This is a genomic window from Corynebacterium jeddahense (assembly GCF_028609865.1).
Classification (GTDB): Bacteria; Actinomycetota; Actinomycetes; order Mycobacteriales; family Mycobacteriaceae; genus Corynebacterium; species Corynebacterium jeddahense.
The window spans coordinates 1,292,254-1,306,231 of sequence record NZ_CP063194.1 but is presented as its reverse complement, the minus strand read 5'-3'; the positions used below and the strand labels follow the sequence as shown (position 1 = coordinate 1,306,231).

Sequence of the window (13,978 nt, the reverse complement as noted above, 5' to 3'; positions counted from 1 at the left end):
GGGTCAGCCTGTACAGAAAGCGACAAGCTTACGCACGCGGGTGCGCGCTGCGCCACACCTCGCGGAGGTTGTCGGCGGTGATGTGGGTGTAGATCTGGGTGGTGGTCACCGACGCGTGGCCGAGCAGCTCCTGGACGCTGCGCACGTCCGCGCCGCCTTCGAGCAGGTGCGTGGCAAACGAGTGCCGCAGCGTGTGCGGCGAGATCTCCTTGTCGATTCCGGCCCGTTGCGCCGCCTGCTTGATCGCGTTCCACGCGCTCTGGCGCGAAAGCGCGCCGCCGCGGGCGTTGAGGAACAGGGCATGGGACTTGCCGTTGGCGAACGCGGGCCGGGCGCGCACGAGGTACGCCTCGAGCGCCTCGCGCGCGTGGCTGCCCAGGGGAACCAGCCGCTGCTTGTTGCCCTTGCCCGTCACCGCGAGCACGCCGTCCGCGGCGACGGCCGCGGTCACGTCGTCGACACTGAGCGCGAGCGCCTCGGAGACGCGCGCGCCGGTGGCGTACAGGGTCTCCAGCAGCGCCTTGTCGCGCAGGCCGGAGGCGGTGTCGGTCGGGCACGCGTCGAGAAGCGATGCAACCTCGGCGATGCTCAGCGTGTCCGGCAGCTTCTCCCCCGCGGACGGCGGCGCGACCTCGGCGGCGACGTCCGCGGCGAGGACTCCTTCCTCGACGCCGAACTTGTGCAGGCCGCGCGCGACGGTGAGCGCCCGGGCCGCCGAGGACGCGGCGAGCGGGCGCGCGCCGTCCACCCCGCGGCGCAGGTCCGCCACGTACGCCTCGAGGTCCGTCGCCGCCACCTGCGCCAGGTCGGTCTTGCCCGCCGCGGCGAGCCAGTTCGTGTACCGGTGCACGTCGCGGGTGTAGTTGCTCAGCGTGTGCGGCGACACCCCGCGCTCCACCGCGAGGTGGGTGAGCCAGCGCTGCGCCAGGTCTTCGGCCTCCATAGGCGTGCCTAGATGCGCTTCATGTCCGGCACGATGCCGGCGGCGGCGCGGCGCTCGGCGAGCGAGGTCGGCCGGAACTCGAACGGTTCCGCGACGTCGCGCGGACTCGCCTGGCCGGCCTCGACGCGGCAGGCGGCGAGGATGCCGGCGACCGCGATGGAGTTGACGATGCGCCCGCTGAGCACCATGTCCGCGGCGTCGGTGAGATCCACCCAGCGCAGCGTCATGTCGGCCTCTTCGTTCTCGGCCTCCGGCCGCTCCACCTCCTCGAGGTCGCGGGCGATGAAGACGCGCACGGCCTCCTCCGCGAAGCCCGGCGACGTGACCAAGTCCACGAGCACGCCCCACTCGCGCGCCGCGAGCCCGGCCTCCTCCTGCAGCTCGCGCTTCGCGCAGGCGAGCTCGGCCTCCGCGTGCATGTCCAGCAGCCCGGCGGGCAGTTCGAGCAGCCTCGTGCCCACGGAATGCCGATACTGCTCCACGAGCGCGACGCGGCCCTGGTCGTCCAGCGCCACGACGGCAACGGCGCCGAAGTGCTCCACGATTTCGCGGTCCGCCTCGTTGCCCCCGGGCATGACGAGCCGGTCTCTGCGCACGGCGATGATCGGCGCGTCGACGAGCAGGGAGGATCCGGTGACGGTGAATTCGTGGCTCATGGTGCCCAACCCTAGCGCCCCGCAGCGCCCTGCAACTGCGTTAGGACGTCGCGGCGAGCACCGCCGAGATCCGGCCGGTCTCGGTGTCCACGCCGCCGACGACCTTCACCCCGCGCACCTCGCCAGGGTCGTACTCCGCGTTCGCGAGCACCGTGGTCCCGCCCGACGCCAGGCCCTCCGCGAAGTCGCCCACCATCTTCTGGGCGAACTCGCCGCCGCCCGAGCCGTCGCGCCGCCCATCGACCACGACGATCTTCCGTGCGGGCACGACAGACCCGCGGAAGTCGACGTAACCGGCCTGTTGCAGCGATTCGAGGACGAGCGTGCGCTCGGCCGCGTCGACACGCGACTCGCCCTTCGCCGGGTCCTCGAACAGCACCGCGGACAGTGACTCGCCCGCGTGCGCGCCGGGGGCCCGGTTCTCCACGGAGAGCTGCGCCCCGGCCGGCAGCGTGTTGGCCACGATCGAGGACAGCTCGTCCGCGGCCGACTGGTCGGTGAAGCGCTCGGTGAGCTTGAGCTCGCCGGCATCGGAGGCCCCTGCCGCGTTGAGCAGCCAGCGCACCGCCTCGACGTCCTCGTCCGCGGCCGCAGCGGTGCGCACGATGGTCACGGGCACGTCCTTGAGCGCCCCGGCCACGATGGAGACGGACTCCTCGGCGAGCAGGTCCTCCGCCGCCTCGGCGCGCTGCTGCGCGTCGCGCAGCGCAGGGTCGTCCCCCGCCTCCTGGGCCGCGGTCGCCCCCTTTGCGTGGTCGCCGAACCCGACGTCCGCCGTGCCCGGGATCGACGGGGCGAGCACGAGCGCGCCGAGGGCGATGCCGAGGGCCGCACCCCAGCCGAAACCCGCCGTGACCAGGCCGGTCCTACCAGTCGTCTTCGCCATTGCCGGGCCCTCCTATTTAAACCAGCTCTGCACGGTGGTTGCGATGGCGTTCCACGTGTCCACGAGGTTGTCCGCGAAGTTGCCGTCGCCGCCGAGACCAGCGATGAGGATCGCCGCGGCCGCCGCAACGAGGAAGCCGAGGATCGCCCAGGCCCAGGCCACGCCGGCGCCGGACTCCACGGTGTACAGGTGCTCGATCACCGTGGAGTCCACGAGCTTGCGCCCCGCCTTCAACCGGGACAGCAGCGCGGCCGGTTCCGTCGCCGGCGTCCCGGTCGCGTTCGCGGAATCCGCGAAGATGCGGTCGAGCTCCACCGGCTGCCCGACGGTGACAATCATTTCCGCGTCGTGGAACGTCGCGAGCAGGATGGCCAGGTCCGTCGGGGATTCCGTCGCGGCCGGAAACGTCATCGCCCCGACGCCGAGGTCCTGGATCCGCTCCAGCCCGGGGGCGTAGCCGTCCGGCTCCGCGGGCAGAATCACCTTCGCCTCGGAGCGCAGGTTCTCGGCGGCCACATCGGTCGGGTCGCCGACGATGAGGTCGGGGGCGTAGCCCATGTCCGCGAGCGTGTTCGCCGCCTGGCCGACGCCGATGACGACGGGGGTGTATTCCTGCATGAAGTTCTTCAGCCCGTCGAGACGCTCGCGCGTATCGGGCGCGGGCGAGACGACGACGACCTTGCGCTCGGCCATGATGTCGCCGAGCTCCGGGGCGCCGACGCCGTCGATGAGCAGCGGCGCCTCGGAGTGGATGAACTCGATGGTGTTGCCGAAGTACGCCTCCATGTTCTCCACGAGGCCGCGCTGGGCCTGCGAGAACGTCGCGTCGACCTCCGTGCGGGTCACCGGCTGCGCGGTGCCGGCGGCCTTGCGCCCCACGGTGATCTCCCCCGCCGGCGTCACGGTGACCTTCTTGCCGTCGCGGATCTTCGCGCGCATGCCGCTGCCGGCCGCCTCGAAGAGCGGAACGCCGGCGTCGAGAAGCAAATGCGGCCCGAACGTGGGCAGGGTGCCGGTGGAGTACGGCGCGAGGTTGACCACCGCGGCGGGGCGGCGGGCGACGAGCTGTTCCGCGAGCCTACGCGACATGTCGGGCGCGTCAACGAACGCGATGTCGCCCTCGCCGAGGCGCCCCAAGCCCTTGCCCTGCGGCGTGCAGTCGCGCAGCGTGCCGCGCAAGGTGCCGGCGGCGGGGTCCATCGTTGGTTCTCCGGCGGGGGGTGCAACAGTCATGCACACCATTGTGCATCCTTGACCTGCCGGAACCGGGGAGGCGCGCGGGGCTAGGCGCGCAATTCGGCCACCTCGCGCCGGGCGCGCCCGAACAGCTCCGCCGCGTGGGCCCGCCCCGTGTCGGAGTCCTCCATGCCCGCCATCATGCGCGCGAGCTCCTCGATGCGCGCCTCCGGCTCGAGCGCCGCGACGCCGGACGTCACGGTCTCGTCCCCGACATCCTTGGACACGTGCAGGTGCGTGTCGGCGTACGCGGCGACTTGGGGCAGGTGCGTGACGACGATCACCTGGTTGCGCCCCGCCAACCGCGCGAGGCGCCGCCCGATCTCCACGGCGGCGCGCCCGCCCACACCGGCGTCCACCTCGTCGAACACGAGGGGCGCCCCGCTCGATGACTCGGACAAGATGACCTCGAGGGCGAGCATGACGCGCGAGAGCTCGCCGCCGGACGCGCTGGTGGCCAGCGGTTTCGGCTCAAGCGATGCGTTCTGCGCGAGGAGGATTTCCACCTCGTCCGCGCCGTCGCGGCCGAACGGCGCCTCGCGGACGTCGACACGCAGCTGCGCCTTCGGCATGGCCAGCCCGTGCAGCTCCTCGGTGACCGCGGCGCCGAGCTGCTTCGCGGCCTTCGCGCGCGCCTTCGTCAGCGCCGCCGCCTTCGCGCGCATCGCTTGCTCCAGCTCCGCGACCTTCGCCTTGAGCTTCTCGACGGCCGCCTCGGACGTGTCAATCTTTTCCAGCCGCGCCCCGGCCTTCGCGCGCCACGCGATGACACCCTCGACGTCGGGGGCGTACTTGCGCGTGAGCGACTTGATCTCCTGCTGCCGCTGGAGCATCCGCTCCAGCTCGCCCGGGTCGGATGGGAGGTTCGCGGTGTAGCTGCCGAGTTCGGCCGAGACATCGCCGAGCAGGCCCGCCACCTCGCCGAGGCGCGCGCCGAGCTCGCGCAGCGTCTCGTCGCTCGCCCCCTCGAGCGCCGCCTGCGCGCGCCCCACGAGGTCGGAGGCCGGCTCCTCCTCGCCGCCACCGTCCCCGCCGCCCACGGCGTCTGCCCCGTCGATCGCGGCGAGCGCGGTCTCCGCCGCCTCGCGCAGCGCATCGACGTCCTGCAGCCGGTTGATGTCCGCCACCAGCTCGGCGTCCTCCCCGGGCTGCGGGTCGACGGCGTCGATCTCCTCGACCGCGAACGTGAGCCTGTCGAGCTCCTGGGCGAGCTCGAGGCGCTTCTCCGTGCGCTCCTTGAGATCCTTCGCCGCGAGCCGCCACGCGGTGTAGGCGGCCCGGTAGGCCTCGAGCTTGCCGGCGATCGCCGGGTCGAACCGGTCGAGCGCCGCGAGCTGCTGGTCCGGGGCGAGCAGCCGGAGCTGATCGTTCTGCCCGTGGATAGTGAGCAGCTCCGCGGACAGCTCCGCGAGCGTGGCCGCCGGCACCTTGCGGCCGCCGAGGTGGGCGCTTGACCGGCCCGTCGCCTTCACCGAACGGGTGACCAGGTACTCCCCGTTCTCGTCCGCCTCGGCGCCGGCCTCCTCGGCGATGCGGCGCACCGCCTCGCGCGCCGCCTCCGGCAGCTCGCCCGTGTGAAACGCGCCCTCGACGACCGCGCCGTCGGTGCCCGTGCGCACCCGGGAGGCGTCCGCGCGGCCGCCGGTGAGCAGCCGCAGGCCAGTGACCACCATCGTCTTGCCCGCGCCGGTCTCGCCCGTGAGCACCGTGAGTCCGGGGGAAAACTCCGCCGAGGCGTGGCTGATCACACCGAGGTTCGAAATCGCGATTTCAGCGAGCAACATGCCTCCCTGTCGGTGTCTGCATCGGCCGCCGCGCTAGACGCCGCGCGGCCCGCGCCAGCCGGACACTGGCAGCTGGAACTTGTCCACGAGCCGATCCGTAAACGGCCTGTCGTCCAAGCGTACCCACCGCACCGGACGTGCGCCCCGCACCACCTCGACGCGGGAACCGGGCGGCACCGGCAGGCGCCGCACGCCATCCATCACGGCGGTGGCGGCGCTCGTCTGCGGCTCCGACTCCACCGCTACCGTCGAATTCGGCGAGACGACGAGCGGCTTCGCAAACAGCGCGTGCGCGTTGTTGGGCACCACGAGGATTGCGTCGAGCTGCGGCCACATCACCGGCCCCCCGGCCGAGAACGCGTAGGCCGTGGAGCCCGTCGGGGTGGAGATAAGCACCCCGTCGCACCCAAACGATGACACGGGGCGGAAGTCCACCTCGAGGGTCGCATCCAGCACCCGGGAGCGTTCCGTGTTTTCCACGCTGCACTCGTTGAGCGCCCAGCTCTGCCCGATGGCCTCGCCGTCCTCGCCGGTCACCGTGACATCGATGGTCATGCGCTCCACGACGCGGTACGACCTGTCGATGACCTGGTTGATCACCGTCTCCAAACTCGCCGCGTCGCCCTCTGCGAGGAAGCCGACGTGCCCGAGGTTGATCCCCAGCACGGGGATGTCCTGGGCCCGCGCGTAGCCCGCCGCGCGCAGGAACGTGCCGTCGCCGCCGAGCACCAAGACGAGCTCGCAGCCCGCCGCCGCGGCGTCGTCCGCGTGCGCCCTGCGCAGCCCGCACAGCACGGGGCTCGTCTCAATCTCCTCCATCTGCTCCTGCTCGAGCAGCCGCACGGCGATGCCAGCGTCCGTGAGCAGCTGCGCCGCCCGCGCCGCCGCGGCGATGTTCGACGAGCGGAACAGGTGCGGCACGAGGAGGATTTCGCGGTCGGATTCGGTGGTCATCGGCTACTGCGGTCCTTCCTCCACTGCCCGGGCAATTGTTTCGGCGAGGGCACCGCGGTCAAGCATCCGCTCCCCGCCGTCCTTCACCAGCCACAGGAAGTATTCCACGTTGCCGCTCGGGCCCGGCAGCGGGGACGCCACCGCGCCCTTCACACTCAGCCCGAGCGTCTGGGCGAAGCGGGCGACGTCGAGCGTGACTTCCGCGCGTAGTTCCGGCGAGCGCACGACCCCGCCACTGCCGAGCCGGTCCTTGCCTACCTCGAACTGCGGCTTCACCATCGGCAGCATGTCCGCCCCGTCAACCATGCAGTCGGCGAGCGCCGGCAGCACGAGCTTCAGCGAGATGAACGACAGATCGCCCACCATGAGCTCCGCCGGCCCGCCCATCATGTCCGGGGTGAGGTTGCGGATGTTCGTGCGGTCGAGCACACGCACGCGCTCGTCGTTCTGCAGCCGCCACACGAGCTGGCCGTACCCCACATCCACCGCGACCACCTCGCTCGCACCGCGCGCGAGCAGCACGTCGGTAAACCCGCCCGTCGACGCGCCAGCGTCGAGGGCTTTTCGCTTTGCGACGACAAGCCCCTCCGGCCCGAACGCGTCCAGCGCCCCAATGAGCTTGTGGGCCCCGCGCGACGCCCAGTCGTCGACGTCGTCGGTGTTGACCTTGATGGAGACCTCGGGTTCGACCACCGTCGCGGGCTTCGTCGCCACGAACCCCGCCACCTCGACGCGGCCCTCCTTGATCCAGGTCTGCGCCTGGTCCCGCGACCGCGCGATCTTGCGCCGGACGAGCTCGGCGTCGAGCCGTGTGCGCTTCGGTGCCATCGTGCCTCCTTTCGGGTGGTTAGCGGTCTTGGTCTAGCGGTCTTGGTCTAGCGGTCTTGCAGCGCGTCGTGGAGCACGGCGTGGGCGCGGCTGAGTTGGTCCGCTTCCGCGGCGAGGTCCTCGGCTGGTTCGGCGAGGATCGCCTCGACAGCCCGGGTGAGATCCTCGGCGCTGACGCGCGGGGCGCGGGGGTCGCGCGGCTTCGGAGCTGGCATCGCGCTCACCACCAGTGCTCGAGGGCGGCTTCGGCGACCTCCGACGCTGCGCGCACGCGTTCGACGCGCGCGCCGGAGTCCCACGCTGCGGACACCGCGGTGCGGACCGCTTCGAGCAGGCCTGCGCCTGCATCGCCGCCGTCGAGCACGACCGCGTCCCCGTCCACACGGGCGGTAAAGCCCCCCTGCGGGCGCGGCCGGAGCTCGCCCGGGTCGGCGCCAAGCGATCGCAGATCCGCCCCGATGTAGGTCGGCCGCTGGTTCTCGGGCGCCTCGAGGAGCGCCTGCGGACCGGACACCCCGGTGAGCACGTGCAGCGTGGGCATCCCGGCCGCGACGCCCCCGGCGATGTCGGTGTCGAGCCGGTCCCCGACCGCGAGCGGGCTCCCCGCGCCGGCCAGCTCTGCGGCCTGATGGAACATCGCCGGCCCCGGCTTACCCGCTGCCTCGGGCGTGACCCCGGTTGCCGACGTCACCGCCGCCACCATCGACCCATTACCCACCATGAGGCCGCGCTCCATCGGCAGCGTCGTATCCAGGTTCGAGGCGAGGTACACCGCCCCGCGCTGGATCGCCAGCGCGGCCTCGGACAGCTCGCGCCAGCCGGTTTCCAGGTTGTGCCCGTGCAGCACCACCTTCGGGTGGTCGTCCGCGCTCTCAACCACGGCGTACCCCGCGTCCCGCACCAGCTGCTTGAACGAATCGGCGCCCACCACGAGCACCGGATCCCCCGCCTCCAGCCGGCCCTTCGCGAGGCCGAGCGCCGCCATCGCGGACGTGAGCACGTCCTCCTCGCTGGCTGCCAGCCCGATGTCGCGCAGCCGCTCAGCGACGTCTGCGGCACTCCGCGACGCGTTATTGGTCACGTACATCGCCCGCAGACCGGACGCCTCGATCGCCTCCACCGCGTGCGGGATCGCCTCGCCTCCGGACCACACGGTGCCGTCCAGGTCGAGCAAGAGGGCATCATGCTTCTCGACGAGCTCCGCCACCTGACCTACCCCAACTCCGCAGCGCGCTCTGCCGCGTCAGTAAGCCCGTCAACATCGATTTCCGCGGCATGCTTGAACCACGTCGCCGCTTCGGCCTCGTTGCCCACGGCAAGGAGCGCATCCGCGTACGCGTACGACAGGCGCGCCTGCGAGAGCCCCTGCGAGTCAAGCGACGGGTTGAGCCGCTGCAGCGTCGCCACCGCAGAGTCGTGCTGGCCTAAATCGTGCCGAGCGCCAGCCATGACGATGGCGAGCTCGATCTGGCCGTCCTCGTCAAGCTCCCGCGCCTCGGGGCTGCGCCCCAGCTCGAGGGCCTTCTCCGGACGCCCGAGTCCGCGCTCCGCGTCAGCCATGACAGCTAGCAGCCCCGGGCCGCCGGAGATGCGCCGTGCGGCGCGCAGCTCGGAAAGCGCTTCCTTCCACTCCCCGGCGTGGTACGCAACGACGCCGTTGGTCTCCCGCACGACGCCGACGCGACCCGCGCGGTTCTTTGCCGCCCGCGCGTGCCGCAGCGCAAGCTCCGGGTCGTCGTGCAGCAGGTCGGTTGCCATGAGCATGTGCTTGGCCACCCGGTCAGCGTTCTCCTTCGCCAGCACCTTCAGGTCCTGCAGCACCGAGGGGTCCAAGTCGTTGACGTCGAGTCCCTGCGGCAAGTCGGGCTCGCGGTCCTTGAGGGACATGCGATCTTCGCGGTAGCCCTCGCGACGCGGGTTCGAGCGATCGTGGCGCGGCCCGCCGTCCCGGCCGCCACTGCGACCAGCGTTCCTGCCGCCACTTCTGCCACCGTTTCTGCCGCCGCCGTTCCTATCGCCGCGGCGGTGATCATCCCTACGCCCGCCATCTTTGTGGTCGCCGCGGGCACCGCGCTTATGGTCCCGGTTCGCTCCATCGCCACGGGATCGGTTTTCCCGGGACGCGTCGTCTCCCTGACGACCGTCTTCCGCATCTACCATCGGACCCTCCAATTCGTATCTCGACCATTATAGGAAAGCGTTCCACACCCCCGCGTTCGGTACTCAGCCCAAGCACCCCGGGCGACCGGACCGTGGCCGGCTTCCGGCACTCACGCGCCCAGACCCCTGATTCTTCATGACCACCCCGGCCAATACCGCCACTTTGCTAGCCCTCAGCGTTGTCCCCTTCGCGTTTGCCCTGGTGGCGTGTGACTGGTGTGGTGGTTTCTGCACTGAGGGCTAGTGGCGTTCGTATAGCTAGCCCTCAGCGTAGTTCGCCAGATGTATTGCCAGGAGCTGTGTTGCTCATGTGGCGACGCACTCCCTGAGGGCTAGCAGCATGGAGACTGCGCAGCCACAACAAACCTGCATTGCGGAGTGTGTAGGTACCTCCATTGTCTGCAATGCAGAGAAGCGCAGTCCGCAACGGGGGCGGGCTTTTACGTCCGCGGGGCGTCCGCAATGAGTCCACGCCTCGCCTACCTGCCTACGAGACTGCATTGTGGAGTGTGTAGGTACCTTCGTTGTCTGCAATGCGGAGTGGCGGAGTCCGCAACGGGGGCGGGCTCTTACGTCCGCGGGGTGCCCGCAATGAGCCCACGCCTCGCCTACCTGCCAACGAGTCTTCATTGTGGAGTGTGTAGGTACCTGTAGTGTCCGCAATGTGGAGCTGCGACGTCGGACCGCAGTGAGGCCGGAGAACCCTCCCCTCGCTGCGCACTAGGTTCCCCCGTTGCGGAATCGGTGGGTACCTGCAGTGTCTGCAATGCAGTGTCCGCGATGCGGAGTTGTGGTGTCCGCGAGTCGGTGGTGGAGGGGGTATATAGAACACCCGCCGCGCACCAGTTGGGTTGGTGTGTGGCGGGTGCTGGTGTGAAGTTGTTGGGTCGGCGGTAACCTACTCTCCCACCTCCTCCCGGGGGCAGTACCATCGGCGCGGGCGGGCTTAGCTTCCGGGTTCGGAATGGGACCGGGCGTTTCCCCGCCGCTATCAACCACCGACACATCCATGAGGGGTGTACACGATATGTCTGTGTGTATTTGGTTGTGTGATTGTGTTGGTGTTGTGTCAGTGACTGCACAGTGGACGCGGTGGATTGTTTTCTTGTCGTGTTTCGTGTTTGGTTGTTTGGTGTTTTGCACACCTGGTTGAGCGTGTTGGTGTGTTTATTGGTGTATTAGTACCGGTCGCCTCCACACCTTGCGGTGCTTCCAGTTCCGGCCTATCAACCCAGTAGTCTGCTGGGAACCTCGAATGAAACCTCATCTTAAAACAGGCTTCCCGCTTAGATGCTTTCAGCGGTTATCCCTCCCGTACGTAGCCAACCAGCGATGCTCCTGGCGGAACAACTGGCACACTAGAGGTACGTCCGTCCCGGTCCTCTCGTACTAGGGACAGCCTTTTTCAAGTTTCAACGCGCGCGGCGGATAGAGACCGAACTGTCTCACGACGTTCTGAACCCAGCTCGCGTGCCGCTTTAATGGGCGAACAGCCCAACCCTTGGGACCTACTCCAGCCCCAGGATGCGACGAGCCGACATCGAGGTGCCAAACCATCCCGTCGATATGGACTCTTGGGGAAGATCAGCCTGTTATCCCCGGGGTACCTTTTATCCGTTGAGCGACACCACATCCACAAGTAGGTGCCGGATCACTAGTCCCGACTTTCGTCCCTGCTCGACTGGTAAGTCTCGCAGTCAAGCTCCCTTGTGCACTTACACTCTTGCACCTGATTGCCAACCAGGCTGAGGGAACCTTTGGGCGCCTCCGTTACATTTTGGGAGGCAACCGCCCCAGTTAAACTACCCACCAGGCACTGTCCCCAACCCAGATCATGGGCCAAGGTTAGATATCCACTACGGTCAGAGTGGTATTTCAACAACGACTCCACCACCACTAGCGTGACGGTTTCACAGTCTCCCACCTATCCTACACAAACCGCACCGAATGCCAATACCAAGCTATAGTGAAGGTCCCGGGGTCTTTTCGTCCTGCCGCGCGAAACGAGCATCTTTACTCGTACTGCAATTTCACCGGGCCTGTGGTTGAGACAGCAGGGGAGTCGTTACGCCATTCGTGCAGGTCGGAACTTACCCGACAAGGAATTTCGCTACCTTAGGATGGTTATAGTTACCACCGCCGTTTACTGGGGCTTAAATTCTCCGCTTCGACCCAACAAGGGGTCTAACAGGTCCTCTTAACCTTCCAGCACCGGGCAGGCGTCAGTCCGTATACATCAACTTCATCGTCTTCGCACGGACCTGTGTTTTTGATAAACAGTCGCTCCCCTCTCTTCTCTGCGACCACCCTCAGCTTCCACCACGTGTGTGGTGCCACCGAGTGTGGTCCCCCTTCTCCCGAAGTTACGGGGGCATTTTGCCGAGTTCCTTAACCACAGTTCACCCGAGCGCCTTAGTATTCTCTACCTGACCACCTGTGTCGGTTTAGGGTACGGGCCGTACACGCACATCGCTAGAGGCTTTTCTCGGCAGTCCAGGATCACCAACATCACCCAACGTTTGGGCTACGCATCACGCCTCACACTTATTGACAGCCGCATTTGACATGCTGTCGTGCCACACGCTTGCACCGCAATCCAATAAGCGGCTCGGCTACCTCACTGCGTCACCCCATCACTGACCTACCACGGATCAGGCCCCACGCGTTACCACCAACTGATCATCAATGATGATCATGCCGGAGGGTCAGGGTGGTTAGTATCACCGCTTCGATACTGGGCGCGCGTATACGGGTACGGGAATATCAACCCGTTGACCATCGACTACGCCTGTCGGCCTCGCCTTAGGACCCGACTCACCCTGGGAAGACGAACTTGACCCAGGAACCCTTAGTCATCCGGCGGGCAAGATTCTCACTTGCCATTCGTTACTCATGCCTGCATTCTCACTCGCGTGCAGTCCACCGCGCCTTACGATACGGCTTCACCCCACACACGACGCTCCCCTACCCAACAAAACATTGTTGCCGCGGCTTCGGCGGTGTGCTTGAGCCCCACTACATTGTCGGCGCGGAACCACTCGACCAGTGAGCTATTACGCACTCTTTCAAGGGTGGCTGCTTCTAAGCCAACCTCCTGGCTGTCATCGCGATCCCACATCCTTTTCCACTTAGCACACCCTTAGGGGCCTTAACCGGCGATCTGGGCTGTTTCCCTCTCGACTATGAAGCTTATCCCCCACAGTCTCACTGCAATGCACCACTTCAACCGGCATTCGGAGTTTGGCTGACGTCGCTAAGATGATAGTCCCGCTCAACCAACCAGTAGCTCTACCTCCGGCAAGCTCACATCACGCTGCACCTAAATGCATTTCGGGGAGAACCAGCTATCACGGAGTTTGATTGGCCTTTCACCCCTACCCACAACTCATCCCCTCAGTTTTCAACCTAAGTGGGTTCGCGCCTCCACAACCTCTTACAGCTGCTTCACACTGGCCATGGGTAGATCACCCCGCTTCGGGTCCAGGACATGCCACTAACAACACCCTATTCGGATTCGCTTTCGCTACGACTACCCCACACGGGTTAACCTCGCGACATGCCGCTGACTCGCAGGCTCATTCTTCAAAAGGCACGCCATCACACACATACAGGTGCTCTGACGGATTGTAAGCGCATGGTTTCAGGAACTCTTTCACTCCCCTCCCGGGGTACTTTTCACCATTCCCTCACGGTACTTCATTCACTATCGGTCACACTGAGTATTCAGGCTTACCGGGTGGTCCCGGCAGATTCACAGCAGATTCCACGAGCCCGCTGCTACTCGGGAACACAAACAACACAACCACACATGCCTTCACGTACGGGACTTATCACCCACTCCGGTGCACCATCCCAGATGCTTCCGCTGACACACGCGCATCATGCTCACAGTTGACAGCCTGCGACATTCATGCCCCACAACACCGCACACGCAACCCCTGCCAGGTATCACACGCACACGGTTTAGCCACCATCCGCTATCGCTCGCCACTACACACGGAATCACAATTGTTTTCTTCTCCTACGGGTACTGAGATGTTTCACTTCCCCGCGTCAACCCCCACACAGGCTATGCATTCACCTGCAGGTAACACCACACAACTGGTGCTGGGTTTCCCCATTCGGACATCCTCGGATCAACGCTTTGTTGGCAACTCCCCGAGGCATAACGCAGCCTCACACGTCCTTCATCGGCTCAGCATGCCAAGGCATCCACCATACGCCCGTAACAAAACACACGGACACACAATCAGCGCACAAAACACTAAAACACAAAAAAAGAAAGAAAAATAATGCTCGCGTCCACTATACAGTTCTCACACAACACCACCCCCCACAAGCACACCACCACCAACACAGCAGCAGCACACCCACGACAGGGGCACAATCAGGAACACACACACTCGTGCTGCCCCAGACACCCAACAGTGCACCAACAAACCACTTTTGCCACGCAACCAGGTCACTCAACCCACCACACACACACCGTGTTCACGCGCAACCCCTTTGTGGTTGCTCCCTATCCACCCCA

General features: G+C 66.8%; 10 protein-coding genes and 2 rRNA genes. All 12 read right to left on the bottom strand.

Features of this window, described 5'->3' with window-relative positions; all coding sequences use genetic code 11:
- Window positions 1-28: 28 nt before the first annotated feature.
- A complete protein-coding gene (gene xerD, locus CJEDD_RS06370) occupies window positions 29-943 on the bottom strand; it encodes a site-specific tyrosine recombinase XerD (RefSeq protein WP_042406974.1) in 915 nt (304 codons plus the stop codon).
- Window positions 944-951: 8 nt separating this feature from the next.
- Window positions 952-1,599: an NUDIX domain-containing protein gene (locus CJEDD_RS06365; protein ID WP_042407004.1), complete on the bottom strand. Its 648-nt coding sequence runs from the start codon at window positions 1,597-1,599 to the stop codon at window positions 952-954.
- Window positions 1,600-1,639: 40 nt separating this feature from the next.
- A complete protein-coding gene (locus CJEDD_RS06360) occupies window positions 1,640-2,485 on the bottom strand; it encodes a copper transporter (RefSeq protein ID WP_052333775.1) in 846 nt (281 codons plus the stop codon).
- A gap of 12 nt (window positions 2,486-2,497) precedes the next feature.
- On the bottom strand, window positions 2,498-3,718 hold the full coding sequence (gene steA, locus CJEDD_RS06355) for a putative cytokinetic ring protein SteA (protein ID WP_232297703.1): 1,221 nt from the start codon (window positions 3,716-3,718) through the stop codon (window positions 2,498-2,500).
- 50 nt (window positions 3,719-3,768) lie between these two features.
- Window positions 3,769-5,502, bottom strand: a complete 1,734-nt coding sequence (gene recN, locus CJEDD_RS06350; RefSeq protein WP_042406996.1) for a DNA repair protein RecN — start codon at window positions 5,500-5,502, stop codon at window positions 3,769-3,771.
- Between the two features lie 36 nt (window positions 5,503-5,538).
- Window positions 5,539-6,459 (bottom strand): NAD kinase, encoded by a 921-nt coding sequence (locus CJEDD_RS06345; RefSeq protein WP_042406968.1) that lies wholly within the window; start codon window positions 6,457-6,459, stop codon window positions 5,539-5,541.
- A 3-nt stretch (window positions 6,460-6,462) separates the two neighbouring features.
- Window positions 6,463-7,287 (bottom strand): TlyA family RNA methyltransferase, encoded by an 825-nt coding sequence (locus tag CJEDD_RS06340; RefSeq protein ID WP_042406966.1) that lies wholly within the window; start codon window positions 7,285-7,287, stop codon window positions 6,463-6,465.
- A 47-nt stretch (window positions 7,288-7,334) separates the two neighbouring features.
- Complete coding sequence (locus tag CJEDD_RS06335) at window positions 7,335-7,502, bottom strand: hypothetical protein (protein WP_198132987.1); 168 nt, start codon at window positions 7,500-7,502, stop codon at window positions 7,335-7,337.
- A 5-nt stretch (window positions 7,503-7,507) separates the two neighbouring features.
- The gene (locus CJEDD_RS06330; protein ID WP_042406960.1) at window positions 7,508-8,494 is read right to left on the bottom strand and encodes an HAD-IIA family hydrolase; all 987 of its coding nucleotides are present in this window, start codon (window positions 8,492-8,494) and stop codon (window positions 7,508-7,510) included.
- A gap of 5 nt (window positions 8,495-8,499) precedes the next feature.
- Entirely contained in the window at window positions 8,500-9,174 is a 675-nt protein-coding gene (locus tag CJEDD_RS06325; RefSeq protein WP_042406957.1) for a tetratricopeptide repeat protein, read from the bottom strand.
- A gap of 1,158 nt (window positions 9,175-10,332) precedes the next feature.
- A 5S ribosomal RNA gene (gene rrf, locus CJEDD_RS06320) occupies window positions 10,333-10,450 on the bottom strand.
- A 156-nt stretch (window positions 10,451-10,606) separates the two neighbouring features.
- Window positions 10,607-13,686 (bottom strand): 23S ribosomal RNA (locus tag CJEDD_RS06315).
- Between the last annotated feature and the right edge of the window lie 292 nt (window positions 13,687-13,978).

Excerpts from the sequence above, each read along its gene's own strand:
- CJEDD_RS06335 (WP_198132987.1), bottom strand. The coding sequence starts at position 7,502 with ATGCCAGCTCCGAAGCCGCGCGACCCCCGCGCCCCGCGCGTCAGCGCC.
- CJEDD_RS06365 (WP_042407004.1), bottom strand. The coding sequence starts at position 1,599 with ATGAGCCACGAATTCACCGTCACCGGATCCTCCCTGCTCGTCGACGCG.
- CJEDD_RS06325 (WP_042406957.1), bottom strand. The coding sequence starts at position 9,174 with ATGTCCCTCAAGGACCGCGAGCCCGACTTGCCGCAGGGACTCGACGTC.
- CJEDD_RS06345 (WP_042406968.1), bottom strand. The coding sequence starts at position 6,459 with ATGACCACCGAATCCGACCGCGAAATCCTCCTCGTGCCGCACCTGTTC.
- CJEDD_RS06360 (WP_052333775.1), bottom strand. The coding sequence starts at position 2,485 with ATGGCGAAGACGACTGGTAGGACCGGCCTGGTCACGGCGGGTTTCGGC.
- xerD (WP_042406974.1), bottom strand. The coding sequence starts at position 943 with ATGGAGGCCGAAGACCTGGCGCAGCGCTGGCTCACCCACCTCGCGGTG.
- steA (WP_232297703.1), bottom strand. The coding sequence starts at position 3,718 with ATGACTGTTGCACCCCCCGCCGGAGAACCAACGATGGACCCCGCCGCC.
- CJEDD_RS06340 (WP_042406966.1), bottom strand. The coding sequence starts at position 7,287 with ATGGCACCGAAGCGCACACGGCTCGACGCCGAGCTCGTCCGGCGCAAG.